At 63.0% G+C, this 24679-nt stretch carries 26 protein-coding genes; 23 read left to right on the forward strand and 3 right to left on the reverse strand.

What is annotated here, in order from left to right; genetic code table 11:
• The first annotated feature begins 9 nt into the window (after nt 1-9).
• Nucleotides 10-579, forward strand: coding sequence for a TadE/TadG family type IV pilus assembly protein (locus GEU84_RS07160; RefSeq protein ID WP_152824623.1), 570 nt, complete (start codon nt 10-12; stop codon nt 577-579).
• A gap of 4 nt (nt 580-583) precedes the next feature.
• Here the strand turns inward: GEU84_RS07160 and GEU84_RS07165 are convergent, their stop codons facing one another.
• Nucleotides 584-1459 (reverse strand): lytic transglycosylase domain-containing protein, encoded by an 876-nt coding sequence (locus GEU84_RS07165; RefSeq protein ID WP_152824622.1) that lies wholly within the window; start codon nt 1457-1459, stop codon nt 584-586.
• 115 nt (nt 1460-1574) lie between these two features.
• Nucleotides 1575-1838, reverse strand: a complete 264-nt coding sequence (locus GEU84_RS07170; RefSeq protein WP_152824621.1) for a hypothetical protein — start codon at nt 1836-1838, stop codon at nt 1575-1577.
• Here GEU84_RS07170 and GEU84_RS07175 point away from each other — a divergent pair.
• The 15 genes from GEU84_RS07175 (at nt 1822) to rimO (ending at nt 15684) form a co-directional block, all read left to right on the forward strand.
• Nucleotides 1822-2022, forward strand: coding sequence for a Flp family type IVb pilin (locus tag GEU84_RS07175; RefSeq protein WP_152824620.1), 201 nt, complete (start codon nt 1822-1824; stop codon nt 2020-2022). The genes GEU84_RS07170 and GEU84_RS07175 overlap by 17 nt on opposite strands.
• A gap of 46 nt (nt 2023-2068) precedes the next feature.
• Nucleotides 2069-2269, forward strand: coding sequence for a Flp family type IVb pilin (locus tag GEU84_RS07180; protein ID WP_152824619.1), 201 nt, complete (start codon nt 2069-2071; stop codon nt 2267-2269).
• Between the two features lie 209 nt (nt 2270-2478).
• Nucleotides 2479-2655: a hypothetical protein gene (locus tag GEU84_RS07185; protein WP_174539371.1), complete on the forward strand. Its 177-nt coding sequence runs from the start codon at nt 2479-2481 to the stop codon at nt 2653-2655.
• Between the two features lie 106 nt (nt 2656-2761).
• Nucleotides 2762-3604 (forward strand): Flp pilus assembly protein CpaB, encoded by an 843-nt coding sequence (gene cpaB / locus GEU84_RS07190; RefSeq protein WP_152824618.1) that lies wholly within the window; start codon nt 2762-2764, stop codon nt 3602-3604.
• Between the two features lie 225 nt (nt 3605-3829).
• On the forward strand, nt 3830-5242 hold the full coding sequence (locus GEU84_RS07195) for a type II and III secretion system protein family protein (RefSeq protein ID WP_152824617.1): 1413 nt from the start codon (nt 3830-3832) through the stop codon (nt 5240-5242).
• Between the two features lie 3 nt (nt 5243-5245).
• Nucleotides 5246-5875, forward strand: coding sequence for an OmpA family protein (locus GEU84_RS07200; RefSeq protein ID WP_152824616.1), 630 nt, complete (start codon nt 5246-5248; stop codon nt 5873-5875).
• 236 nt (nt 5876-6111) lie between these two features.
• Nucleotides 6112-7389, forward strand: a complete 1278-nt coding sequence (locus tag GEU84_RS07205; RefSeq protein ID WP_152824615.1) for a CpaE/TadZ family protein — start codon at nt 6112-6114, stop codon at nt 7387-7389.
• A gap of 34 nt (nt 7390-7423) precedes the next feature.
• Nucleotides 7424-8881: a TadA family conjugal transfer-associated ATPase gene (locus GEU84_RS07210; protein WP_152824614.1), complete on the forward strand. Its 1458-nt coding sequence runs from the start codon at nt 7424-7426 to the stop codon at nt 8879-8881.
• Nucleotides 8882-8889: 8 nt separating this feature from the next.
• On the forward strand, nt 8890-9858 hold the full coding sequence (locus GEU84_RS07215; RefSeq protein ID WP_152824613.1) for a type II secretion system F family protein: 969 nt from the start codon (nt 8890-8892) through the stop codon (nt 9856-9858).
• Nucleotides 9859-9865: 7 nt separating this feature from the next.
• The gene (locus tag GEU84_RS07220; RefSeq protein ID WP_152824612.1) at nt 9866-10843 is read left to right on the forward strand and encodes a type II secretion system F family protein; all 978 of its coding nucleotides are present in this window, start codon (nt 9866-9868) and stop codon (nt 10841-10843) included.
• Nucleotides 10844-10855: 12 nt separating this feature from the next.
• The gene (locus GEU84_RS07225; protein ID WP_152824611.1) at nt 10856-11461 is read left to right on the forward strand and encodes a tetratricopeptide repeat protein; all 606 of its coding nucleotides are present in this window, start codon (nt 10856-10858) and stop codon (nt 11459-11461) included.
• A 34-nt stretch (nt 11462-11495) separates the two neighbouring features.
• Nucleotides 11496-12353: a tetratricopeptide repeat protein gene (locus GEU84_RS07230; RefSeq protein ID WP_152824610.1), complete on the forward strand. Its 858-nt coding sequence runs from the start codon at nt 11496-11498 to the stop codon at nt 12351-12353.
• A complete protein-coding gene (locus GEU84_RS07235; RefSeq protein WP_152824609.1) occupies nt 12353-12853 on the forward strand; it encodes a prepilin peptidase in 501 nt (166 codons plus the stop codon). The genes GEU84_RS07230 and GEU84_RS07235 overlap by 1 nt, the downstream gene beginning before the upstream one ends.
• 45 nt (nt 12854-12898) lie before the next feature.
• Entirely contained in the window at nt 12899-14212 is a 1314-nt protein-coding gene (locus GEU84_RS07240) for a P-loop NTPase family protein (protein WP_152824608.1), read from the forward strand.
• Nucleotides 14213-14301: 89 nt separating this feature from the next.
• Nucleotides 14302-15684, forward strand: coding sequence for a 30S ribosomal protein S12 methylthiotransferase RimO (gene rimO, locus GEU84_RS07245; protein ID WP_152824607.1), 1383 nt, complete (start codon nt 14302-14304; stop codon nt 15682-15684).
• On the opposite strand, the gene GEU84_RS07250 is transcribed toward rimO, so the two are convergent.
• Complete coding sequence (locus tag GEU84_RS07250) at nt 15685-16554, reverse strand: MurR/RpiR family transcriptional regulator (RefSeq protein ID WP_152824606.1); 870 nt, start codon at nt 16552-16554, stop codon at nt 15685-15687. It abuts the gene before it with no gap.
• Between the two features lie 154 nt (nt 16555-16708).
• Between GEU84_RS07250 and GEU84_RS07255 the strand changes: the two genes are divergently transcribed.
• From GEU84_RS07255 to GEU84_RS07285, 7 genes are all read left to right on the forward strand, one after another.
• Nucleotides 16709-17500 carry an N-formylglutamate amidohydrolase gene (locus GEU84_RS07255; RefSeq protein ID WP_152824605.1) on the forward strand — a complete coding sequence of 264 codons (792 nt, stop codon included), beginning with the start codon at nt 16709-16711 and terminating at the stop codon, nt 17498-17500.
• A gap of 10 nt (nt 17501-17510) precedes the next feature.
• Nucleotides 17511-18062 (forward strand): TRAP transporter small permease subunit, encoded by a 552-nt coding sequence (locus GEU84_RS07260; protein WP_152824604.1) that lies wholly within the window; start codon nt 17511-17513, stop codon nt 18060-18062.
• Nucleotides 18062-19387: a TRAP transporter large permease gene (locus tag GEU84_RS07265; RefSeq protein WP_152825097.1), complete on the forward strand. Its 1326-nt coding sequence runs from the start codon at nt 18062-18064 to the stop codon at nt 19385-19387. Before GEU84_RS07260 ends, GEU84_RS07265 begins: the two co-directional genes overlap by 1 nt.
• Nucleotides 19388-19454: 67 nt before the next feature.
• Complete coding sequence (locus GEU84_RS07270; RefSeq protein WP_152824603.1) at nt 19455-20495, forward strand: TRAP transporter substrate-binding protein; 1041 nt, start codon at nt 19455-19457, stop codon at nt 20493-20495.
• Between the two features lie 113 nt (nt 20496-20608).
• The gene (locus tag GEU84_RS07275; protein WP_152824602.1) at nt 20609-21991 is read left to right on the forward strand and encodes a glutamine synthetase family protein; all 1383 of its coding nucleotides are present in this window, start codon (nt 20609-20611) and stop codon (nt 21989-21991) included.
• 84 nt (nt 21992-22075) lie between these two features.
• A complete protein-coding gene (locus GEU84_RS07280) occupies nt 22076-23461 on the forward strand; it encodes an aldehyde dehydrogenase family protein (protein ID WP_152824601.1) in 1386 nt (461 codons plus the stop codon).
• Entirely contained in the window at nt 23458-24618 is a 1161-nt protein-coding gene (locus tag GEU84_RS07285; RefSeq protein WP_152824600.1) for an iron-containing alcohol dehydrogenase, read from the forward strand. Before GEU84_RS07280 ends, GEU84_RS07285 begins: the two co-directional genes overlap by 4 nt.
• The last annotated feature ends 61 nt before the right edge of the window (nt 24619-24679 follow it).

A 24679-nucleotide genomic window follows, 5' to 3' on the forward strand; every position in this document is an offset into this window, starting at 1 on the left:
AATGGTGCCATGAACCGCCGCTATCTGCCCATTCGCGCCGCGCTGCTGCCGCTGCGCCGCTTTGCCCGCGACCAGCGCGGCGCCGTGATGACCGAGGCGCTGATCACCCTGCCGATGCTGGTCTGGGCTTACCTTACGATGTTCGTGTTCTGGGATGTCTACCGTTCGATGAACATGGTGCAGAAGGCCAGCTACACGATCGCCGACCTGATCTCGCGGCAGTCCGAAGTGTCACCCGCCGACCTGACAGGGATGAGCCGCGTGATGGAGTTCATGCTGCCGGGCGACATGGATGCCGCGATGCGCATTTCCAGCGTGGTCTGGGACCAGGCCGACAACCGCTATGAGATTTTGTGGTCGCGGCGAGTGTCGGGCACCAGCCTGTCGGCGCTGACCACATCAACCTTGCAGGCCCATGTGGCGCGGCTGCCACGGATGTCGGATGGCAATACCGTGATCGTGGTGGAAACAGCTGTTCCCTATTCGCCCGCAATGGAAATGGGCATTGATGACATGACCTTCCGCGAGTTCATCGTGACGCCGCCGCGCTTTTTCAACCGGGTGGAGCTGACATCGTAGCGCGTCAGCCACCCGCCGCGATGATCTTGAACACACAAGGGTCTGTCACCAGTTCTGGTGGAGTCTGGCACAGGCCCTGCGCCACTTGCCAGGCCGCAAGCACCTTGGGCACATAATCGCGCGTTTCGGCATAGGGTGGCACGCCGCCATTGGCCTTCACCGCACCCTCGCCCGCATTATAGGCTGCCAGAACCATCAGCGGGTCGCGGTCGAATTCCTTCATCAGCCAGTCGAGGTAAGCCACGCCGCCCCGGATGTTCTGCGCGGGGTCGGTGCTGTCGGTCACGCCGAACCGTTCCGCCGTGGCCGGGATCAGCTGCATCAGCCCCTGTGCCCCCGCGGAACTGACCGCATCGGCGCGCCCCGCGCTTTCGATGCCGATCACCGCCAGCACCAGCGCGGGTGACACGGCTGTGCCCAGTGTCGCCTTCAGAATGTCGGTGCCATAGGTTTCGGCGATGCCCTGCATGTGCTGCATGCGCGGCGCGCGCACCGCTGCCCCGCCAGGCCCCTGTGTCAGTGTCGCCATGGCCAGCGGGAAACGGCCCTGCACGGCGGATTGTGCCGGTGGCACCGTATCCCAGAACCAGGCATAGGACGATGCGGGCGGGGCTGCCGGTGCCAGTGCTGCCGCGCCGCCGGGTGCCGGTTCTTCGGCAACGGGGGGCTCGGGTTCCGGCGCGGGGCGGGCAAGCACGGCCAGCCGCCGCGCCTGCTCGGCCGGGTCGATCTGCACGGTGATCCGCTTGCCCGATGTGCCCGGCGGCTTGACCCTGCGAAAGGTGAAATCCTCTTGCCCGGACAATGTGATTTCAGCCTGCGCCACCACCGGCGCGGCCAGAATCAGCCCCAGTATCACCATTCCTGCCCGAACCCGCATGTTGCGGCTGCCTGTCTTGTTTTTTGTTGTTGCACCGACTGTCGCAAAGAATCACCCCTTACGCCACTGTTTTGGCAGGCAGATCGTGCCATTTCCGCCAGAATTGGCCGGTTGGTCACAGGGCAACGCCCCGCGCGGCCCAAGACAAATCGAGGTTAAATCTTTGTGTATCAACAGCTTGCCAATATATTGCAGTTAATTCGAACTGGCTGAAAAAAACACCACCCGTTCCCAAATGCGGCCACATTCCAAAGGCAATTTCTATCCATACCGATGCGGTGATCGGCCCGGAACGATAGCCGGACCAGACAGACCAAAAGCGGTGAAACGGAAACGCCACCCCCTGCCAAATGGAAAACATCATGAAACTGCTGAACATCTTCAAATCCTTCAAGAACGACGAATCCGGCGCCGTGACCGTGGACTGGGTCGTGCTGACCGCCGCCATCGTCGGCCTGGGCCTGGTGGTCATGACCACCGTTTCGGGCGGCCTGACCACCGCTGCCACCTCGATCTCGACCGATCTGGGCACCAACATGACCTCGGCCGCCGCGCTGAACTGAGCCTGACATCTGCGCCCGCCATCACAGCAACAGAAAGCAAACCATCATGAAACTGCTGAACTTCTTCAAATCCTTCAAGAACGACGAATCCGGCGCCGTGACCGTGGACTGGGTCGTGCTGACCGCCGCCATCGTCGGCCTGGGCCTGGTGGTCATGACCACCGTTTCGACCGGTATGCGCACCGCTGCCACCTCGATCTCGACCGACCTTGGAACCAACATGACTTCGGCTGCCGCGCTGAACTGAGCGTGACTGCATGACAGATCAGGCCGCGCCCCAGCCGGAGCGCGGCCTTTTCGCTTCAACTGGCGGGGTGCCGGATTGGGCGTGACCACGGCAGTTCCGTGAAAACGCCACATTGGTGCCGGATTCGCGGCGTAGTGAAAATCAGTTGGGATGACGAGTGGCTTGCACATGCGGGACTCGCTGTGCGGCAGGCGAAAAAGGGGCTCTGCATGATCAGGCTGCGTGTGTTTCTGAATGCGGAATCCGGGGCCGTCACCATGGATTGGGTGGTTCTGACGGCCGCCGTGGTGGGCATGGGCCTGATGGTCTTTGCCCCGCTGTTCACAAGCACAAGCGGCGTGGCCAACAACGTTGCCACGTCGATCACTACCGCCGTGACCAACTGACGGCATCTGCAATGACGCCGCCAGCGGAACCGATCCGCCTGCGGCACGGGGTGAAAAGAGCCTGACCAGCCCTGCCCCGCACAGGCGACGAGTGAAAGGACATGTGATGCGTATGGTTTTCGGATTGGTTCTGGTGGTCGGCCTCGCACTTGCGGGGTTTGCCGTCTATATGGCCCAAGGTTACATCAGCCAGACCCAGGCGCAGCTGGAGGCCGAGCGTGCCGCCCGCGCCAAGGCCGGGCCGCTGGTCGAGGTGTTCGTGGTGAACAAGCCGCTGAACTATGGCGACCCGCTGACCAAGGAAGATGTGCAGAAAGCCTACTGGCCCAAGAACACGCTGCCCGAATCGGCCTTCACCGACGAGCTGGCGCTGTTTCCCGAAGGTGCGAAACCGCGCTTCGTGATCCGCCAGATGGAAAAGTTCGAACCGCTGCTGGCCGTGAAAGTGACCGAACCCGGCGCCGATGCGGGCCTCACTTCACGCCTTGAAAAGGGCATGCGCGCCTTTGCGATCAAGGTCGATGTGGCCTCGGGCGTGTCGGGCTTTCTGCAACCGGGCGATTTTGTCGACATCTACTGGACCGGGCAGACCTCGGGCGTCGAGGGCGACCTGACGCGGATGATCGAAACCGTGGTCAAGATCATCGCGGTGGACCAGATGGCCAGCGATGACCGCTCGGGGTCGGCCATCATCGCGGGCACCGTGACGGTCGAGGCGTCGCCCGAACAGGTGGCCAGACTTGCACAGGCACAGGCCACCGGGCGGCTGGCGCTGTCGCTGGTCGGCGCGGGTGACGAGGCGGTGGCCGGGCTGGTCGAGGTGAACAGCCGCGATCTGCTGGGCATCGTGGAACGTGAAATCGTTCAGGCCGAACAGGAAAAGGTCTGCACCGTGAAAACCCGCAAAGGCGCGGATGTGGTGGAAATGCCCATCCCCTGCACCAACTGAAACGAGGGTGGGCATCTACTGATAGATGCAAGAACCCAGGGCGGCCACCGTATCTGGGGGCCGCCTTTTGCTTTCGGGCACCGCACAAAGCCCTGTTGCACGTTATCCACATCAGGAAGTGCCGACAACCTTTTGATTCTTGCAATAAATCGACAACTCCGGCATCTTGGGCGCGGGAGCGGGCAACAGAACCTGCACCGGGGCGTGATCGGAAAGGCAGGTCACATGAGCATGCGACACATATGGGCAGCGGGTGTGCTGGGGCTTGCCCTTGGTTCCTCGGCCCTCGTTCCGGCACAGGCGCAAAGCCTGCGGGTGCAGCAGGGCGCGCCATCTCAGGCGTTGCAGGTGCCGATGAATCGCGCGGTGGTGGTCGAAAGCGACACACCTTTCGCCGAACTGTCGATCGCCAATCCGGGCATCGCCGACATATCCACCCTGTCCGATCGGTCGATCTATGTGCTGGGCAAGGCCCCGGGGCGCACGACACTGACGCTGCTGGGCCCGGACGGGCGCCTTATTTCCAACGTCGATGTGCATGTGACCCCGGATATTGCCGAGTTCAAGGAACGCCTGCAACAGATCCTGCCGGGCGAAACCATCGAGGTGCGCACAGCCAATGACGGCATCGTGCTATCGGGCACCGTGTCCAGCACCGCGAAACTTGACCGTGCACTGGATCTGGCCAACCGCTATGCGCCCGAACGCGTGTCAAACCTGATGAGCGTGGGCGGCACCCAGCAGGTGATGCTGAAAGTGCGCTTTGCGGAAATGCAGCGGTCGGTTTCGAAAAGCCTCAGCGCTTCGCTGGCGCTGAACAGTTCGGGCGGCAATGTGGGCATCAATGGCGGCACCGGCCGCTTTACCGACGCGGCAACGCGCTCGGCTGCATTCAACGGCGGAAACATCAGCGGCGATCTGGGGTCGGAAGCGGCCACAACCATCGGTTTTTCCGCAGGCTCGCTGCAGTTCGCCGTGCTGCTGGAGGCGCTGGAAAGCAAGGGAGTGGTGCGCACGCTGGCCGAACCGAACCTGACCGCCCTGTCGGGGCAAGAGGCCAAGTTTCTGGCGGGCGGCGAATACCCCATTCCGGTATCCGCCGACAACGGCTCGATCACCGTCGAATACAAGCCCTTCGGCGTCGAGATGACCTTTACCCCGGTGGTGGTCGATGGTGATCTGATCAACTTGGCGATCAACGCCTCGGTGTCATCCATCGACAGCACGATCACGCTGGAAAACGAAGGCTTCACCATCAACGCCTTCAAACGCCGCGAAACCTCCACCACCGTGGAAATGCGCGACGGCGAGAGTTTTGCGATTGCCGGCCTGTTGCAGGATGATTTCCGCGACCTGAACGGCCAGGTGCCGTGGCTGGGCGACATTCCGGTGTTGGGGGCGCTGTTCCGCAGCAGCGAATACCAGCGCGCGCAAAGCGAACTGGTGATCATCGTCACGCCCCACCTTGTCACGCCCACGCGGGGCGAGGCTTTGGCCCTGCCCACCGACCGGGTGAAACTGCCGACCGAGAAGGAGCTGTTCCTGTTCGGCAAGGTGGTGGGCGACACGCCGCGCGGTGCTGCGGGCGAAGTCGCCAAGCAGGATTTCAGCGGCTCTTACGGCTATGTGATGGAGTAGGCCATGATGCGCTTTGCCCTCATCGCCCTGTCGCTGACCGCGCTGGCCGCCTGCAATTCCGAAATCACGTCAGAAATCTATGACGGCGAATTCGGCAATTCGACCATGAACAACACCCAGATCCAGTCGGGCGACATATCGGCACAGATGGCGCTGACCAGTCGCTTTGCCAGCGAAGTGCCAGATACGATCACCTTTGCCTTCAATTCGGCGGTGCTGGACGGGGCGGCGCAGGCCACCTTGCGGCGTCAGGCAGACTGGATACGCCAGTTCCCAGAGGTGCGTTTTGCGGTTTATGGCCATACCGATCTGGTGGGCAGCAACGGCTACAATCAGGCGCTTGGGCTGCGGCGTGCCAAGGCGGTGGTGGCGTTCTTTGCCAGCCAGGGCATTTCACGCTCGCGGCTTGAGGCGCTTGTGTCCTATGGCAAGACGCAGCCGGTGGTGCTGACCGACCAGCCCGAACAGCGCAACCGGCGCACCGTGACGCAGGTGTCGGGTTTCGTGAACCGCCACCCGTCGCTGCTGAACGGCAAATATGCCGCCGTGATCTTCCGCGAATATGTCGAGGGTGCCGTGCCCCCGCACCCTGAAAGCGACGCCATCCAGACCGAGCTGAACCCCGGCCAATAACTGCCGGGGCGCCACTTGACGCCGCGTTGTTTTCGCAAATGCACCAAACGTCAAAGAATGACGGATTTTTAGCCCCAATCCTGCCAAGATTGTCCACCACTTTCCGGTAATGGGAAAAGCCGCATGCCGTTTCGGGCATGCACGGACCCCGGGACGTGCATTCGGTTGGCAACAGGCAGCCGTTCTTACCGCAGGATGCAGCGCCCGGAGGCCCGTCTGGAAAAGGACGTGAGGCAATGACGAGTGTGGCAACATTACAGCCGGATCCTGCGCCCATCGTGGCCTGCACGATCTCTCGCGATGTGCAGAATTTCGATCTGCTGATCGACGACATGGAACTGGAGCTGGGCGAAAGCTGGGGAGACCTGTCGTTCGAGGATGCGCTGCTGTTTCTGGAACAGCCCGATTCGGCCACGCTGCAATTCGTGGCACTGGCGGTGGACGGGCGCGATGAGGCAGATCTGACGCGCATCACCGACATCATCCGCACGGCAAAGGCCAAGGGCATAAAGGTGATCCTGATCGCCGATCAGGTCAGCCCGGTGGGCCTGCACCAGTTGCTGCGCCTGGGAGCCGATGATTTCGTGCCCTATCCGTTGCCCGACGGCGCACTGCGCGAGGCGATTGCCCGGCTGCACAGCACGCCCGCGCCCGAACCTGCCGCCCCTGCCCCTGCATCCGCCCCGGTCGCAGAGACGCCACATCTGCCCACGCCAAGCTTCAAGGCCAAGGGCGACCGTGACGGCGTGGTGCTGCCGGTGCATGGCATGGCGGGCGGCGTGGGTGCCAGCACCTTCGCCTGCAATCTGGCCTGGGAACTGGCCACCGTGGCCAAGGACGCGCCGCGCGTCTGCCTGATCGACCTTGATTTCCAATATGGCGCGGCCTCGACCTATCTTGACCTGCCGCGCCGCGAGGCGGTGTTCGACATCCTGTCCGATACATCCTCGGCGGATTCCGACAGTTTCTTGCATGCCATGCTGACCTTCAACGACAAGCTGCATGTGTTCACCGCGCCCGCCGACATGCTGCCGCTGGATATCGTGACCGCCGAGGATATCGGCCGCATCATCGACATGGCGCAGGCGAATTTCGACTTCGTGGTGATCGACATGCCCACCACCATCGTCGCCTGGACGGAAACCGTGCTCAGCCGCGCGCATGTCTATTTCGCGCTGATGGAACTGGACCTGCGGTCGGCCCAGAACGTGCTGCGCTTGGTGCGTGCGCTGAAGGCCGAAGCGCTGCCACATGAAAAGATGCGCTTTGTGCTGAACCGCGCGCCGAAATTCACCGATCTGGGCGCGAAAAGCCGGGTCAAGCGTATGGCCGAAAGCCTGGATATCGACATCGAGATTCAGTTGCCGGACGGCGGGTCGGGGGTGACGCAGGCCAATGACCATGGGCTGCCGCTGGCCGAAAACGCCGCCAAGAACCCCTTGCGCCGCGAGATCCAGAAACTTGCGAAGTCCTTGTTTGATCTGAACAAATCCGTCGAAGCCGGCAAGGGCTGAGACCTGACTGCCAAGACGCCAGGGGGGCGCACTGATGTTTTCCCGTTACCGCAAGCCAAATGACACCACCGCGAAACCGGCGCCGACGGCTGCCGTGGGCGCCGCGACGCCTGCCGCCCGCGTGGTAGAGCCGCAACAGAAAGCCGCCGTCCCGCCCCGCGCCACGATGAAGGAACCGGCGCGCCCGCCCGCCGAGGCCGTGGCCGCCGACAAGGAAAAGAAGCGCAAGGACCGGCTGAGCGACCTGAAGCAGGAACTGCACAAGCGCCTGCTGGAAAACCTGAACCTCGCCGCGCTGGAAACCGCGACCGAGGCGAACCTGAAGGCCGAAATCGCCGCCATCGCCGCCGAGGCGCTGGACGAGCTGAGTGTGGCGCTGAACAAGGAAGACCGCACGGTTCTGAACCAGGAACTCTATGACGAGGTGATGGGCCTTGGCCCGCTGGAACCGCTGCTGAAGGACGACACTGTCAACGACATTCTTGTGAACGGGCCGAACCGCATCTTTGTCGAACGCAACGGCAAGCTGACGCTGACCGACATCACCTTCAAGGATGAACGCCACCTGCTGCGGATCATCGACAAGATCGTGTCGGCCGTGGGCCGCCGGGTGGACGAATCAAACCCCTATGTTGACGCGCGCCTTGCAGATGGCAGCCGTTTCAACGCGATGGTGCCGCCGATCGCGGTGGATGGCTCGCTGGTTTCCATCCGTAAATTCAAGAAAGACAAGCTTGGCATCTCTGACCTTGTAAAATTCGGGGCGTTTACCGAGGAGATGGCCGCCTATCTGCAAGCCGCCGTGGCAACGCGCCTGAACATCATCGTGTCGGGTGGCACGGGCTCGGGCAAGACCACCACGCTGAACGCCTTGTCCAGTTTCATCGACAATTCGGAACGCGTGCTGACCATCGAGGATACGGCGGAACTGCAACTGCAACAGGTGCATGTGGGCCGGATGGAAAGCCGCCCCGCCAACGTCGAAGGCAAGGGGGCGGTCACGCAACGCGACTGTCTGCGCAACGCCCTGCGGATGCGCCCTGACCGGATCATCGTGGGCGAAACCCGCGGTGAGGAGGTGATCGACATGTTGCAGGCCATGAACACCGGCCATGACGGATCAATGACCACGATCCACGCCAACAGCGCCCGCGATGGGGTCAGCCGTCTAGAAAACATGATCGCCATGGCCGGCATCGAAATGCCGATCAAGGCCGTGCGCGCCCAGATCGCCGCCGCCGTGAACCTGATCGTGCAGGCCAGCCGTTTGCAGGACGGCTCGCGCCGCATGGTCAGCATCACCGAGATTACGGGGATGGAGGGCGACGTGATCTCGATGCAGGAAATCTTCCGGTATGAGCGGCTGGGGATGGAACCTTCGGGCAAGATCATCGGGCGATTCAACGCCACCGGCGTGCGGTCGCACTATTCCGAGCGTTTCAAAAGCTGGGGCTACAACCTGCCCGCCAGCATCTACGAACCCATCATCTGAGGCCGAACATGCAACTCAGCGCCGCGCCCATCATCTATATCCTGATCTTCGTGGCCGTCCTTGTGCTGGTGGAAGGCCTGTATCTGACGGTCTTTGGCAAATCCATCAGCCTGAACAACCGCATGAGCCGCCGTCTGGCCCTGCTGGAAAAGAACGGCAACCGCGAGCAGGTGCTGGAACAACTGCGCAAGGAGATGTCGCAGCACATCAATTCGCGCGGCATCCCGCTTTATGCGATCCTCGCGTCCAAGGCGCAGAAGGCCAATATCGCCTTCAGCCCCAAGGCGCTGATCGGCATCATGGGCCTGCTGGGCGTGTTCAGCTTTCTGGGCCTGACCATCGCCACCGAAGCCGCGCTGCCGGTGCGGGCCGTGGTGGCCGTGGGCATGGGCGTGGGTGGCGTTTACGTCTGGGTCAACAACAAGGCCAAGAAACGCATGGCCCTGCTGGAAGAACAGCTTCCCGATGCGGTGGAACTGATGGTGCGGTCCCTGCGCGTGGGCCACCCGTTTTCATCGGCCATCGGCATCGTGGCCAAAGAGGTGGCCGACCCGCTGGGCACCGAATTCGGCATGATCGCGGATGAGGCGGCTTACGGGCGCGACGTGGCCGAAAGCCTGAAAAGCTTTGCCGAACGGATGGACAATCAGGATCTGCGCTTTCTGGCCGTGGCCGTGACCATCCAGCAGCAATCGGGCGGCAACCTGGCCGAGATCCTGGAAGGGCTGGCCAAGGTGATCCGCGCGCGGTTCAAGCTGTTCCGTAGGGTCAAGGCCATCACGGCCGAAGCGAAATGGTCGGGCATGTTCCTTTCAGCCTTCCCGATCGGCGCGCTGGTGATGATCACCATGATCCAGCCCAACTATTATGACGAGGTGAAGGATACCCCCGCCTTCATTCCTGCGGCGCTTATCGTGGCGGTGTTTCTGGTGGTCAACGTCATCTTCATGAAGATGATGGTCAATATCAAGGTATGAGGGCGCGATGGATTTTGTGAACAACATCAATGCGATGGTCACAGGCACGCTGGGCCCGCTTGGCCCGTTGCTGCTGCTGGGGGGGCTTGGCATCGTGCTGGTGGCCTGCACCCTGCCCTTCATGCTGAAAAAGCAGCCCGAACCCTTTGAAAAGATAAAGTCGCAGCGCGTGGCCGTGGCGGCGGGCAAGGCCCCCGGCCAGATGCTGCGCAAGGGCAACGGCAAGGACAAGCTCGACAAATTCGCAACTTTCCTGGAACCGCAGGATGAAAAGGAACTGTCAGCCTCGCGCCTGCGCATGTTGCGGGCGGGCTACCGTGCCAAGAATGCCGTGCGGATATTCCACGCTTCGCAGTTCATTCTGGGCATCGGCTTTCTGCTGGCGGGGGTGGTCTATGCCATGATCCAGTCGGCGCAGGGCGAAGTGTCGACCCAGATGATGATCATGTCCACGCTGGGGCCGGGGGCCATCGGCTATTACATCCCGCAATACTGGGTGAACAAGCGGCTGAAGGAACGCCAGCAGGAAATCGTGTCGGGCTTTCCCGATGCGCTGGACATGATGCTGGTCTGTGTCGAGGCCGGGCAGTCGCTGGACCAGTCGATCATCCGCGTGGCCAAGGAGAGCCGCGCCGGCTACCCCGCGCTGGCCGAGGAATTCGAGATCGTGGCGCATGAGGTGAAGGCTGGCAAGGAACGCGTGACCGTGCTGAAAGACATGGCCGAGCGGGTGAACATCCCCGATGTGGCGTCTTTCGTGACGACGCTGGTGCAATCGGCCACTTTCGGGACCTCGATCGCCGAGGCGCTGCGCGTCTATTCCGCCGAAATGCGCGACAAGCGGGTGATGCGGGCCGAAGAAAAGGCCAACGTCCTGCCCACAAAGCTGACGCTGGGCACCATGATGTTCACCGTGCCGCCGCTGATGATCATCCTGATCGGGCCATCGGTCTATGGTATTTCAAAATCGCTTGGCGGGGGTTAAGCTGCGCGTGACATGACACGCGGCCTGATTGCCCTTCTCTGCCTCGGCCTGCTGGCCGCCTGCCAGAACGCAGGCGGCCTTTCTGCCAATGCCGCCGCCCGCAACGCCCCCTTTGCCGCCGACCGGCGCGGGCAAGGGGTGGATGGCCTGCTGGTCGGCCACCGGCTGATGGAGGCGGGCGAGAACGAACTGGCGCTGCGCGCCTATCTGCGGGCTGCGGGCGAGCAGGGCATTAACGCCGACGTGCTTTCGGCGCTGGGGTCGGCCAATCTGCAACTGGGCCGTCTGGGCCAGGCTGAAACCCTCCTGCGCCGCGCGCTGGAAATGGACCCCACATTTGTGCCCGCAATGAACAATCTGGGCGTGGTGCTGATGGAACGTGGCAAGGCGGGCGAGGCGCGGCTGGTGTTTCAGCAGGCCTATGCGCTGGACAGTGGCGAAACGGACTCGATCCGCGAAAATCTGCGGCTTGCCATCGCCCGCACCGAAAATATCGACACGCCGGATGCGGAAATGGGTTATACAGGCGTGATAACGACCCAAGAACCAAAAAAGACCGACGACTTTTCGCTGGTGCGGCGCGACAAGGGGCAATTCGTGCTTCTGTCGCAGCTCTAGCGGGCCCTGAGCGAGCAGTAACAAAGGACGCAAAATGCGCCACCCTGTCCTGATAGCGCTGTGCCTTGGTGGCACGGTCGCCCTGAGCGCGTGCAACCGCGGCTCTGACGCCGAAGTGGATCGCGCGCTGAAAAGTGTCAACGTGATCGACGAATCCAACCTCAACGACATCATGCTGACGGTGGGCGCCCCCGACGAGGCGGTGAACTATTTCCGCAACGCATCGTCGCAGGATCCCAGCCGCATCGACCTGAAGCGGGGTCTGGCGAAATCGCTGATCCGCGCCAACCGACCCGCCGAGGCGATAGCCGCCTGGGCCGAGATCGTGGCCTCGCCAGAGGGCACGAATGATGACCGGGTGGACCTTGCCGATGCGCTGATCCGCAGCAACGAATGGAAACGCGCCGAGGCGGAGCTGAACCAGATCCCCCCCACGCACGAAACCTTCCAGCGCTACCGGCTAGAGGCGATGGTGGCCGACAGCAACAAGAACTGGGCCAAGGCCGACAGTTTCTATGACACCGCCGTGGGTCTGACCACGAAACCGGCGGGCGTGCTGAACAACTGGGGCTATTCCAAATTGACGCGCGGCGATTACGGCGGGGCGGAAAAGTTGTTTCTTGAGGCGATCACCTATGATTCCGCGCTGTTCACCTCGAAGAACAACCTGGTGCTGGCGCGGGGCGCACAGCGCAAATACGACATGCCCGTTGTGCAGATGACCCAGACCGAACGCGCGCAACTGCTGCACACGCTGGCGCTGACCGCGATCAAGCAGGGCGATGTCAGCGTGGGCAAGGGCCTGCTGCAAGAGGCGATCGACACCCATCCGCAGCACTTCGAGGCGGCATCGCGCAGCCTGGCGGCGCTTGACGCCAATGTGACCAACTGATGTCGGCGCTGACGCCGATGGCGGCGCTGTGGTGCCTGATTGCGGTGGCCCCGATCTGCATCTGGGTCGCGTGGAGCGACATGAAATTCATGAAGATCCCCAACAAGGCGGTGGTGGCGCTGGCGGTGGTGTATCTGCTGCTGGGGCCGTTGCTGCTGCCGTTTGTCGCGTGGCTGTGGGGTTGGGCGCTGCTGGCGGGGGTGCTGGTGACGGGGTTCCTGCTGAACATGGGCGGGCTGATCGGCGCAGGCGATGCGAAATTCGCAGCCGCCATGGCCCCGTTCTTCATCGGCGGCGATACCCGGTTCATACTGGCGCTGTTTGCCGCCTGCCTGCTGGGGGCTTTTGCCAGCCACCGGGGCCTGCGGCTGATCGGGCCGTTCCGCGCCGCCACCGCCGACTGGGCATCCTGGACGCACAAGGATTTTCCCATGGGTCTGGCGCTGGCGGGCACGCTGATATTCTATCTTCTGGCGGTGATCCGCTTTACTGTTTCCTAACTTGCAATGGCGCAAGCTGCGCCGGTCTTGCCGCAGGGACTGCCGATGAACATGCAAAGCCCCTCTACCGTCGTCGCCCCCCCGGCCCCGCGCAACATGGCCGAAACCGGCCTGTCGCCGGTAATGATGCGTGACATCCTGCTGAAAACCATGTTCCGCATGAACCTTGATCTTGTGTCGGAAATCGCGCGGGTGATCTGCCTGCCGGTGCCGATCACGCAGGAACTGGTGGATATCGCCCGCACCCAGCGGCTGCTGGAGGCGCAGGGCACGCTGCATGCCACATCCGGCAACGAAATGGGCTATCAGCTGACCGATGGCGGCAAGGCCCGCGCGCTGGATGCGCTGACGCAGTCGGAATATTACGGTGCCATGCCCGTGCCGCTGGAAGATTACAAACAGCAGGTCAAACGCCAGTCGGTGCGCGCGATAAAGCTGACGCGCACCGAACTCTTGCGCGGCATGGGCCATCTGATCCTGCCCGATGACCTGATCGACAATCTGGGGCCTGCGGTGACATCGGGCCGCTCGATCCTGATGTATGGCCCGCCCGGAAACGGGAAATCCAGCATTTCCAACGGCATCCGCGATGCGCTGGGGGACAAGATCTATGTGCCCCGCGCGCTGGAATATTCCGGTCAGGTTATCACCGTCTATGACCCCATCGTGCATGCCGCAGCCGAGGCGGCGGTGGATGACCCGAACAGCCTGCGCCGCACCTCGAACCGGTTCGACAACCGCTATGTGTTCTGCGAACGCCCCACGGTGATCACCGGGGGCGAGTTGAGCCTTGAGATGCTCGATCTTACCTACAACCCCACGGCGCGCACCTATCAGGCGCCGTTGCAGCTGAAATCCACCGGCGGGATTTTCATCGTCGATGACCTTGGCCGTCAGGCCGAACCGCCGCAAAAACTGGTGAACCGCTGGATCGTGCCGCTGGAAGAGGCGCGCGATATTCTGGCGCTGCAATCGGGCGAAAAGTTCACCGTGCCCTTTGACACGCTGGTGATCTTTTCCACCAACTTCCACCCGAACGAGATTTTTGACGGCGCGGCCCTGCGGCGGATCTTTTTCAAGATCAAGATCGACGGGCCGTCACAGGAAAATTTTCTGAAAATCTTCGCCATGGTGGCGCGCAAGAAAAAGATGCCGCTGGATGAGCGCACTCTGGTGCATCTGATGAAGGTCAAATTCCCCAGCATCAACAACAACTATGCCAATTACATGCCGAATTTCCTGATCGACCAGATGATCGCGGTGTGCGAATTTGAAGGCGTGCCCAACCACATGACCCCCGACCTGATCGACCGGGCCTGGGGCAACATGTTCGTGCGGCAGGAGATCATTGCCAAATAGCGTCCGCGCCCGGCGTGCCTGCGTTCACGCATGGCGGCGCGCTTCTGCCCCACTACCCCCCGGCAGCAAACCGCTGTATACCCGCGCCCATGTCGCAGAACCCGCCCAACCTCCGCCCCGATCTTGCCCCCAAGGCGCGCTTTGACGAGCCGCGCCGCGAGGGTCAGCCCACCATCGGCATGGTCAGCCTTGGCTGCCCCAAGGCGCTGGTGGACAGTGAACGCATCCTGACCCGGCTGCGCGCCGAGGGCTACGCGATTTCGGCCGATTACGCCGGGGCCGATGCGGTGATCGTGAACACCTGCGGCTTTCTTGACAGCGCCAAGGCCGAAAGCCTGGAGGCGATCGGCGAGGCGTTGCGCGAGAATGGCCGGGTGATCGTGACCGGCTGTCTGGGTGCGGAACCCGATTACATCACCGGCGCGCATCCGAAAGTCTTGGCCGTCACCGGCCCGCATCAATACGAACAGGTGCTGGACGCGGTGCATGGCGCGGTGCCCGCCCGGCCCGACCCGTTCATTGATCTGCTGCCCGCCAGCGCCGTCAGCCTGACGCCGCGCCACTACAGCTATCTGAAGATTTCCGAAGGCTGCAACCACAAGTGCAAGTTCTGCATCATCCCCGACATGCGCGGCCTGCTGCAAAGCCGCCCCGCCCATGCCGTGCTGCGCGAGGCGGAAAAGCTGGTGCAGGCGGGGGTCAGGGAACTGCTGGTGATTTCGCAGGACACCTCGGCCTACGGCGTGGACCGCAAGCATGACGCCTCACCCTGGAAGGGGGGCGAGGTGCGCAGCCACATCACAGATCTGGCCCGCGAACTGGGGTCTTTGGGTGCCTGGGTGCGGCTGCATTACGTCTATCCCTATCCGCATGTGCGCAACCTGATCCCGCTGATGGCCGAGGGGCTGGTGCTGCCCTATCTCGACATTCCGTTCCAGCATGCCGATCCGGGCGTGCTGCGGCGGATGGCCCGGCCCGCAGCAGCGGCAAAAACGCTGGACGAGATTGCGGCATGGCGGCGCGATTGCCCCGACATCACCCTGCGCTCCACCTTCATCGTCGGCTATCCGGGCGAGACAGAGGCCGAGTTCCAGACCCTGCTGGATTGGATGTACGAGGCGCAACTGGATCGCGTCGGTTGTTTTCAATACGAAAACGTGGCGGGTGCCCGGTCGAACGCCCTGCCCGACCATGTGCCCGCCGAGGTGAAGCAGGAACGTTGGGATCGTTTCATGGAAAAAGCCCAGGCGATTTCCGAGGCGAAACTGGCGGCCAAGTTGGGCCGCACAGTGCAGGTCATCGTCGATGAGGTGGACGCCGAGGGCGCCACCTGCCGCACCATGGCCGATGCGCCGGAAATCGACGGCAACCTGTTCATCGACGCGGGGTTCGAGGGGCTGAAACCCGGGGATATCCTGCCGGTAACGGTGGAAGAGGCCGGCGAGTATGACCTGTGGGGCAGCCGCGCCTGATCAGCGGTGCCGCCGGAAGAACCGTGACCGGGCATACAGATCCTCCAGCCGTTTCATCCGGCCTTCGGTCACGTCCCATGTCAGGCCCTGCACGGCGGCCAGCAGCGTTTCCACCAGCACCAGCACGGAAACCGTGCTGTCCCAGGCGCTTGGCGCCTCGATATGGCATGACATTGTATGGCGGGCATGCACGGCGGCGGGCGACAGCCAGCGGTCGGTGATCAAGATCACCTCGGCCCCCTGTTCCACCGCCATTTCAACCACTTGCAGCACCGAGTTTTCATAGCGGCGGATGTCGAACACCAGCAGCACATCGCCCTGCGCCATGTCCAGCAGCGCGGGCGGCCAGGTGTTCGACATGTCCGACATCAGCGTGACATCGGCGCGCACCACCTTCATCAGCGTCACGAAGTAATCGGCCATCGCATGCGTGATGCGCCCGCCCAGCGCGAAAACGCGGCGGTTGCGGTCGGCCAGCAGGGCCGCCGCCGCATCAAATTCGGCATGGTCGATCTGGTGCAGCGTGGCTTGCAGGTTGGCCACCACGGCATCGGCAAAACGGTTCAGGATATGCGTATCGGGCACGCCGCCCGCCCAGCGGTCATGCTTGGCCAGGGGTGAGACCAGCATCGCCTCGACCTCGCCGCGCAAGGCATGCTGGAAATCGGGATAGCCCTTGTAGCCCAGCTTTTGCACCAGCCGCACCACCGTGGGGGTGGAAACCCCGGCCGCCTTGGCCAAAGCGGTGATCGAGCCCAGCGCCGCCACGGGATAATGCCGCAGGATATGCGTGGCCAGTTGCCGTTCGGCCCGGGTCATGCCGGGCAGCGCGGCGGTGATCTGGTCTTCCAAAGGCAGGGTGCCGGTCATCGCGGGTCCACGGGCTGAATCGCGCGGCAGGGCGCAGGGCCAGATTGCACAGATTCAGAAAACTTTGTAACAGAAAATAAGCAGAAGAAAAATTCTTGACAGAACGCTGGGCAACAGTGGAGCCTGAACGAACACACAGCATGACTCGGGCAGGATGACGCAGGCAGAACCCATCACGCAACACAGCTTTCCGGCCCAGGTGGAAAACCGGGCGGCGGCGGGGCGTGTGGTGCTGATCTGCGAACATGCCTCGTGCCACATCCCGCCGCGCTGGGGCGATCTGGGTCTGACGGCGGAACAGGCGCGCGCGCATATCGCGTGGGATCCGGGCGCGCTGGAACTGGCGCGCGGCCTGTCGCGGCGGCTGGATGCGGTGCTCATCCATGCGCCGGTGTCGCGGCTGGTGTATGATTGCAACCGCGCGCCCGATCAGCCCGGGGCGATGCCAGCCCGGTCGGAACTGCATGACATTCCCGGCAACGCCGCCCTGACTGCGCAGGAAAAGGCCGAACGCACCGCCGCCGTCTATGCCCCGTTTCACGCCGGGGTGCAGGCCGAGCTGGCGCGGCGCATCGCGCTGAGTGTGCCGCCGGTCATCATCACGGTGCATTCCTTTACCCCGGTCTATTTCGGCCAGCGCCGGGCGGTGGAGTTTGGCGTGATCCATGACGGCGATGATGCGCTGGCCTTGGCCGTGCTGGCCGCCGCCCGGGCGCGCACCTCGCTGCAAGCCGAGCTGAACGCCCCCTATTCCGCCGCTGACGGGGTGACGCACACGTTGCGGCTGCACGCCCTGCCCTACGGCCTGCCCCACGCGATGCTGGAAATCCGCAACGACCTGCTGGCCAGCCCCGCCGCCTGCGATGCCATGGCCGCCACACTGGCCCCCGTGCTGGCCGGGGCCGTGGCCAGCCTTGCTGCCCACCCCGCCCTGACCCCCGCCTGAAGGACCGCCGATGCACCCTGCCCTGATCCGCTATGTGCGCGTGACCGAAGCGGTGAATTACCGCGTGGGGCGGTTTGCGATGTATCTGCTGTTCGTGATGATGGCCATTCTGCTGTGGTCATCGGTCACGAAGGTTTTCAAGGTGCCCGCCCTGTGGACGCTGGAAATGGCGCAGTTCACGCTGGTGGCCTATTACCTGCTGGGTGCGCCCTATTCGCTGCAACTGGGCAGCAATGTGCGGATGGACCTGCTTTATGGCCGGATGAGCGCCCGGCGGCGTGCGGGGTGGGATGTGTTCACGGTGTTCGCGCTGATGTTCTATCTGGCGGTGATGCTGTGGGGGGCGATTGACAGCACGGTCTATTCCTTTGCCACGGGCGAGCGGAACCCATCAGCCTGGCGGCCCTATCTGTGGCCCTTGAAGCTGGTGATCTGTCTGGCCTTCGTGCTGATGCTGTTGCAGGCGGTGGCGCATCTGATCCGCGACATTGCCATATTGCGCGGCATTGATCTGGGCGGCGAACCGGCAGGCGCGGAAAAAGTCGCAGGCGAGGTGGCATGATGGAATATGAAACCATCGCCATTCTGATGTTTTCCACCATGATGCTGATGATGCTGACCGGGCAGCGCGTGTTCGGGGCCATCGGTTTTGTCGCCGTGGTGGCGGCCTTGGTGCTGTGGGGGCCCGGCGCGCAACAGATGGGCTTTTCGGCGGTCATGAAGCTGATGAAATGGAACGCGATGCTGACGCTGCCCATGTTCATCTTCATGGGCTATGTGATGAGCGAAAGCCGCCTGGCCGAAGACCTTTACAAGATGTTTCACGTCTGGTTCGGCCCGGTGCCGGGGGGGCTGGCCATTGGCACGATCCTGCTGATGGTGCTGATTTCGGCGATGAACGGGCTGTCGGTGGCGGGCATGGCGATTGGTGCCACCGTGGCGCTGCCTGAACTGGTGCGCCGGGGCTATGACAAGCCGATGATTTCGGGGGTGATACAGGCCGGGTCATCGCTTGGCATCCTGATACCGCCTTCGGTGGTGCTGGTGCTTTACGCCATGATCGCGCGCCAGCCGGTCAGCCAGCTGTGGCTGGCGGGCATCGTGCCGGGGCTGCTGATGGCGGCGCTGTTCATCGCCTATATCGCCATCCGCTGCCGCATCAACCCCGCACTTGGCCCGGTGATTTCGGCAGAAGAGCGGGCGACGATCACCCTTGGCGAAAAGATCCGCCTGCTGCGCGCGGGGCTGCTGCCGCTGGGCATCTTTGCCGTGATGATGGTGCCATTCGTGGCGGGCTGGGCCAGCCTGACTGAAAGCGCCGTGATCGGCGCGCTGGCCACCGTGGCAGCGGCTGTGGTGAAAGGCCGTTTCACGAAACAGGTGTTCGAGGTCGCCACCCGTTCCACCCTCGCCATCACCTGCATGTTCATGCTGATCATCCTGGCCGCACTGTCATTCGGCGCGGTGTTTGACGGCCTTGGCGCGGGCCGGGCGATCGAGGCATTCTTCATCGACGAGCTGGGGCTGGAGCGCTGGGAAATCCTGATCCTGATGCAGCTTTCCTTCCTGATCATGGGCATGTTTCTGGATGACACGGCCATGCTGGTGATCGTGGCACCGCTTTACGTCAGCCTTGCCAGCGCGCTGGAATTTGACCTGATCTGGTATGGCATTCTTTACACGATCACCTGCCAGATTGCCTATCTCACGCCGCCCTTCGGCTATAACCTGTTTCTCATGCGCGCCATGGCCCCGCCTGATTTCACGCTGCCGGTGATCTACCGTTCGGTGATCCCCTTTGTTCTGCTGATGCTGCTGACACTGGTGATCCTGATGATGTTCCCGCAGCTTGCGCTGTGGCTGCCGCAACTGATCTACGGAACCTGACCCCCAACCTGAACCCATCGAGGGGCGGGAAAAACCGCCCCCACCACCCAACAAGGAGACAAAGACGATGACAACCAGACGTTCCTTTCTGACCAAAGGCGCCATCGCCGGCGCCGCCACCCTTGCTGCGCCCGTCGTCGCGCGCGCCCAGGATGCGCCTATCAAATGGCGCATGCAGACCTATGCCGGGTCGGCGCTGGGTGAGCAGGTGGTGAAACCCGCCGTTGACATGTTCAACCGCATCGCCGCCGGGCAGATGGAGATCGAACTGTTCTACGCCGATCAGCTTGTTCCCACGGCGGAACTGTTCCGCGCCATGCAGTCCGGCACCATCGACTGCGTGCAGTCGGATGATGACAGCATGGCCTCGCCCACCGAAGTCACCGTGTTCGGCGGCTATTTCCCGCTGGGCCTGCGCTACAGCCTCGACGTGCCCGCGCTGTTCAACAAATACGGCCTGAAGGCGATCTGGGAAGAGGAATATGCCAAGGTCGGGGTGAAACACATTTCCGCCGGCGCCTGGGATCCCTGCCATTTCGCCACGAAAGACCCGATCAATTCGCTGGCCGACCTGCAGGGCAAGCGGGTGTTCACCTTCCCCACCGCGGGCCGTTTCCTGACCCGCTTTGGCGTGGTGCCGGTGACTCTGCCATGGGAAGACATCGAAGTGGCGATGCAGACGGGCGAGCTTGACGGCATCGCATGGTCGGGCATCACCGAGGTTTACACAGTGGGCTGGTCGAACGTGACCAACTATTTCCTGACCAACAACATCTCGGGCGCGTGGATCGGACATTTCTTCGCCAATATGGACCGCTGGAACGAACTGCCCCCGCATCTGCAGGAACTGGTGGCCGTGTGCTTCGAACAGTCGCATTATTATCGCCAGCACTGGTATTGGGCGGGCGAGGCCGATCTGCGCGTGAACGGGCCGAAACTGCAACTGACCACCATTCCCGATGCCGAATGGGCCACCGTGGAAACCGCCGCGCAGGAATTCTGGGATGAAATCGCGGCGGAATCGGAGACCAAGGCCAAGGTTGTGGCGATCATCAAGCAATACAACGATGTGCAAGTGAAGGCCGGGCGGCCCTACCGCTATACCTGAGTGCTGCCACAGCCCCGGCAGCACGCCGGGGCCCCACAGGAAAGATGCCCCGGGATCATCCCCGGGGCATCCTTGCACAGGCGGCGCGCGCCGCAGAGGGAAAGAGGCCGGACATGCCCGGAAACATGACATTCGACGAACTGACCGCCGCCGTGGCCCGGGGCGACATCGACACGGTGCTGGTCGCGGCCATCGACATGCAGGGCCGCCTGATGGGCAAGCGGTTTCACGCGCAATATTTCATTGATGGCGGCCACGTCGAGACGCATTGCTGCAACTACCTTCTGGCCATCGACATGGAGATGACCACCGTTCCCGGCTATAAATCCACCGGCTGGCAGACCGGCTATGGCGATTATGTGATGAAGCCCGATATGGCCACCCTGCGCCCCCTGCCCTGGCTGCCGGGCACCGCGCTGGTTCTGTGCGATCTGCTGGATCATCACACGCATGAGGAAGTTCAGTATTCCCCCCGTGCGATCCTGAAAAAGCAGGTGGCACGCGCGCGGGCCATGGGCTTTGCGCCCATGATGGCGACGGAACTTGAATTCTACCTGTTCGAGAACAGCCTTGAATCGCTGCGCGACGGGCTGCGCCAGCATGGCCAGATCCGCGATCTGGTGCCTGTTTCCGCCTATAACGAGGATTACCACCTGTTCCAGACCACCAAGGAAGAGGTGGTGATGCGCGCCGTGCGCAACGGGCTTTATGGCGCAGGCGTGCCGGTGGAATGTTCCAAGGGTGAGGCCGACGCGGGGCAGGAGGAAATCAACGTCAAGTATTCCGAAGCGCTGGATACGGCCGACAACCATTCCATCACCAAGCAGGCCGTCAAGGAAATTGCCTGGTCCAAGGGCCGTTCCGTGACCTTCATGGCGAAATACGACCACCGCCGCGCCGGTTCATCCTCGCATGTGCATCAGTCGCTTTGGACGCTGGACGGCCAGCCCGCATTCAGGGATGAGGCCGACGCGCATGGCATGTCTGCGGTGATGAAGCAATTTCTGGCCGGCCAACTGGCCCATGCCGAGGAAATCGCGGCCTTCCTTGCCCCCAATGTCAACAGCTACAAACGCTTCTGCACCGGCATGTTCGCCCCCACCAAGGCGGTGTGGAGCCGCGACAACCGCACAGCAGGCTTCCGCGTCTGTGGCGAGGGCACCAAGGGCGTGCGCGTGGAATGCCGCATCGGCGGGGCCGACCTGAACCCCTACCTCGCCATGGCGGCCCTGCTGGCCGCGGGTCTGGCGGGGATCGAGGGCCAGATGACGCTGGAGCCTGAAATGCAGGGCGACATGTATCAGGCCACCGGCATCCGCGAGATCCCGAAAACCCTGCGCGAGGCCGCCGCGTTGCTGCACGGATCGGCCATGCTGCGCGCAGCCTTTGGCGATGATGTGGTGGATCATTACCACCACGCCGCGCAGTGGGAGATTTCGGAAACCGACCGCGTGGTGACGGATTTCGAATTGCAACGGCTGCTGGAGCGGGCGTGACCGCCCGACCGGCAAGATGCGGGATGGCCCGAGGGTCAGCCCCAGGATATCGGCGGGCCGGTTGCCCGCCCCACGAGGTGAAAGATGAAACCGATCGAATTGATTTCCCCGGTGGATGGCAGCGTCTATGCCACGCGCACGCCCCTGTCGCGAGAGGCTGCCGTGGCGGTGGCCGCCCGCGCCCGGGCCGCACAACAAGGCTGGGCCGCCCGCCCGCTGGACGAGCGCATTGCGCTGGTCAAGGCCGGGGTGGCGGCGCTGATCGCCAAGAAGGATGTGCTGGTTGACGAACTGGCCTGGCAGATGGGCCGCCCCGTGCGCTTTGGCGGCGAATTCGGCGGGGTGAATGACCGCACCAATTACATGGCCGAGATCGCGGCGGAAACGCTGGCCCCGCATATGGTCGAGGACAGCGAGCGGTTCACCCGCTATCTGGCGCGCGATCCGGTGGGCGTGGTGTTCATCGTGGCCCCGTGGAACTACCCCTATCTCACCACGATCAACACGCTGGCCCCCGCACTGATCGCGGGTAATACCGTGGTGCTGAAACATGCGTCGCAAACCCTGCTGGTGGGCGAACGTCTGGCCGAGGCGTTCCACGCGGCGGGCGTGCCCGAAGATGTGTTCCAGAATGTCGTGCTGGACCATGCCACCACCGAACATCTGATAGGCGCGCGCGCCTTCAACTTCGTGAACTTTACCGGCTCGGTCGGCGGCGGGCAGGCGATGGAACGCGCGGCGGCGGGCACATTCACCGGACTGGGGCTGGAATTGGGCGGCAAAGACCCCGGCTATGTGCGCGCCGATGCCGATCTGGATGCGGCGGTGGACAGCCTGATGGACGGCGCGATGTATAACGCGGGGCAATGCTGCTGCGGAATCGAGCGCATCTATGTGCATGAAAGCCTGTATGACGCCTTCGTCGAAAAATCGGTGGCCTGGGTCAAGGGGCTGGCACTGGGCAATCCGTTCGATGCGGCCTCGACGCTCGGCCCGATGGCCAACGCCCGCTTTGCCGCCGTGGTGCGGACGCAGACCGCCGAGGCCGTTGCAGCGGGTGCGCAACCGCTGATCGACCCCGCGCTGTTCCCTGCCGATGATGGCGGAGCCTATCTGGCACCGCAGATACTGGTGAACGTCGATCATTCCATGCGGGTGATGATGGAAGAATCTTTCGGCCCGGTTGTTGGAATAATGAAAGTCAAAGACGACGCCGAGGCGATTTCCCTTATGAATGATAGCCCCTATGGCCTGACATGTTCGATATGGACAAGCGATGCCGAGGCGGCCGCCTCTATCGGCGCGCAGATCGAGACGGGCACCGTGTTCATGAACCGCTGCGATTACCTTGACCCTGCCCTGTGCTGGACCGGCTGCAAGGACACCGGGCGCGGCGGTTCACTCTCCTATCTCGGGTTCCACGCGGTCACGCGGCCCAAATCCTACCATCTCAAGAAGGTGACGAAATGACCCATACTGTTCCGAACCGGAACTGGTCCTACCCCACGGCGATCAAATTCGGCGTGGGCCGGGTGGCCGAACTGGCCGAACATTGTGCCGGGGCCGGCCTGAAAAACCCGCTGCTGGTGACGGACAAGGCGCTGGCATCGCTGCCCATCACCGCGAAGGCGCTGGATGTGCTGGCAGCGGCAGGCCTTGGCCGCGCGATGTTTTCCGAGGTGGACGCCAACCCGACCGAGATCAACATGGCGGCGGGCATTGCGGCCTATCTGGCAGGCGGGCATGACGGGGTGGTGTGCTTCGGCGGTGGATCGGCGCTTGATCTGGGCAAGATGATCGCGCTGATGGCCGCTCAGGCCACCGGCCTGTCGGTCTGGGAACTGGAGGACGTGGACGACTGGTATACCCGCGCCGATGCCACCAAAATCGCGCCGATCATCGCGGTGCCCACCACCGCCGGAACGGGGTCGGAGGTGGGCCGCGCGGGCGTGCTGACCAATTCGGAAACGCACAAGAAAAAGATCATCTTCCATCCCAAGCTGATGCCCGCCGTCACGATCTGCGACCCGGCGCTGACCGTGGGCATGCCGCGTTTCATCACCGCAGGCACCGGGATGGACGCGCTGGCGCATTGCCTTGAGGCGTATTGCAGCCCCTTCTACCATCCGATGAGCCAGGGCATCGCGCTGGAGGGGATGCGGCTGGTGTTCGAAAACCTGCCGAAGGTCTATGCCAACCCGAACGATCTGGACGCCCGCGCGCATATGATGTCGGCGGCTGCCATGGGGGCAGTGGCGTTCCAGAAGGGGCTGGGGGCCATTCACAGCCTCAGCCACCCGGTTGGCGCGGTTTACAACACCCATCACGGCACCACCAATGCCGTGGTCATGCCCATGGTGCTGGAATTCAACCGCGCGGCCATCGAGGACCGCATCGAAAAGGCCGCCGCCTATCTGGGCTTTGACGGTGGTTTTGCGGGGTTCCACGATCAGGTGATGGAGTTGCGGACGCTGCTGGGCATCCCGGAAAACCTGTCGGCCATGGGGGTTCTTTATGCCGATCTGGACAGGTTGACCGACATGGCGCTGGAAGATCCGTCCTGCGGCGGCAACCCGGTGGTGATGACGCGTGAAAACACACGGGCGCTGTTTGACGCCTGCATGTAACCGCCACGCCTGCGGCCGGGGTTTCTCAGTGAAAAACCTTGGTGCATCCACGGGTTGCACC

Source organism: Fertoeibacter niger, from assembly GCF_009380135.2.
Classification (GTDB): Bacteria; Pseudomonadota; Alphaproteobacteria; order Rhodobacterales; family Rhodobacteraceae; genus Fertoeibacter; species Fertoeibacter niger.

Excerpts from the sequence above, each read along its gene's own strand:
- GEU84_RS07215 (WP_152824613.1), top strand. The coding sequence starts at position 8,890 with ATGCAACTCAGCGCCGCGCCCATCATCTATATCCTGATCTTCGTGGCC.
- GEU84_RS07225 (WP_152824611.1), top strand. The coding sequence starts at position 10,856 with ATGACACGCGGCCTGATTGCCCTTCTCTGCCTCGGCCTGCTGGCCGCC.
- GEU84_RS07270 (WP_152824603.1), top strand. The coding sequence starts at position 19,455 with ATGACAACCAGACGTTCCTTTCTGACCAAAGGCGCCATCGCCGGCGCC.
- GEU84_RS07230 (WP_152824610.1), top strand. The coding sequence starts at position 11,496 with ATGCGCCACCCTGTCCTGATAGCGCTGTGCCTTGGTGGCACGGTCGCC.
- GEU84_RS07175 (WP_152824620.1), top strand. The coding sequence starts at position 1,822 with ATGAAACTGCTGAACATCTTCAAATCCTTCAAGAACGACGAATCCGGC.
- GEU84_RS07170 (WP_152824621.1), bottom strand. The coding sequence starts at position 1,838 with ATGTTCAGCAGTTTCATGATGTTTTCCATTTGGCAGGGGGTGGCGTTT.
- GEU84_RS07160 (WP_152824623.1), top strand. The coding sequence starts at position 10 with ATGAACCGCCGCTATCTGCCCATTCGCGCCGCGCTGCTGCCGCTGCGC.
- GEU84_RS07210 (WP_152824614.1), top strand. The coding sequence starts at position 7,424 with ATGTTTTCCCGTTACCGCAAGCCAAATGACACCACCGCGAAACCGGCG.
- GEU84_RS07220 (WP_152824612.1), top strand. The coding sequence starts at position 9,866 with ATGGATTTTGTGAACAACATCAATGCGATGGTCACAGGCACGCTGGGC.
- GEU84_RS07185 (WP_174539371.1), top strand. The coding sequence starts at position 2,479 with ATGATCAGGCTGCGTGTGTTTCTGAATGCGGAATCCGGGGCCGTCACC.
- GEU84_RS07165 (WP_152824622.1), bottom strand. The coding sequence starts at position 1,459 with ATGCGGGTTCGGGCAGGAATGGTGATACTGGGGCTGATTCTGGCCGCG.
- cpaB (WP_152824618.1), top strand. The coding sequence starts at position 2,762 with ATGCGTATGGTTTTCGGATTGGTTCTGGTGGTCGGCCTCGCACTTGCG.
- GEU84_RS07240 (WP_152824608.1), top strand. The coding sequence starts at position 12,899 with ATGAACATGCAAAGCCCCTCTACCGTCGTCGCCCCCCCGGCCCCGCGC.
- GEU84_RS07260 (WP_152824604.1), top strand. The coding sequence starts at position 17,511 with ATGCACCCTGCCCTGATCCGCTATGTGCGCGTGACCGAAGCGGTGAAT.
- GEU84_RS07280 (WP_152824601.1), top strand. The coding sequence starts at position 22,076 with ATGAAACCGATCGAATTGATTTCCCCGGTGGATGGCAGCGTCTATGCC.
- GEU84_RS07250 (WP_152824606.1), bottom strand. The coding sequence starts at position 16,554 with ATGACCGGCACCCTGCCTTTGGAAGACCAGATCACCGCCGCGCTGCCC.
- GEU84_RS07205 (WP_152824615.1), top strand. The coding sequence starts at position 6,112 with ATGACGAGTGTGGCAACATTACAGCCGGATCCTGCGCCCATCGTGGCC.
- GEU84_RS07180 (WP_152824619.1), top strand. The coding sequence starts at position 2,069 with ATGAAACTGCTGAACTTCTTCAAATCCTTCAAGAACGACGAATCCGGC.
- GEU84_RS07285 (WP_152824600.1), top strand. The coding sequence starts at position 23,458 with ATGACCCATACTGTTCCGAACCGGAACTGGTCCTACCCCACGGCGATC.
- GEU84_RS07265 (WP_152825097.1), top strand. The coding sequence starts at position 18,062 with ATGGAATATGAAACCATCGCCATTCTGATGTTTTCCACCATGATGCTG.
- rimO (WP_152824607.1), top strand. The coding sequence starts at position 14,302 with ATGTCGCAGAACCCGCCCAACCTCCGCCCCGATCTTGCCCCCAAGGCG.
- GEU84_RS07235 (WP_152824609.1), top strand. The coding sequence starts at position 12,353 with ATGTCGGCGCTGACGCCGATGGCGGCGCTGTGGTGCCTGATTGCGGTG.
- GEU84_RS07195 (WP_152824617.1), top strand. The coding sequence starts at position 3,830 with ATGAGCATGCGACACATATGGGCAGCGGGTGTGCTGGGGCTTGCCCTT.
- GEU84_RS07255 (WP_152824605.1), top strand. The coding sequence starts at position 16,709 with ATGACGCAGGCAGAACCCATCACGCAACACAGCTTTCCGGCCCAGGTG.
- GEU84_RS07200 (WP_152824616.1), top strand. The coding sequence starts at position 5,246 with ATGATGCGCTTTGCCCTCATCGCCCTGTCGCTGACCGCGCTGGCCGCC.
- GEU84_RS07275 (WP_152824602.1), top strand. The coding sequence starts at position 20,609 with ATGCCCGGAAACATGACATTCGACGAACTGACCGCCGCCGTGGCCCGG.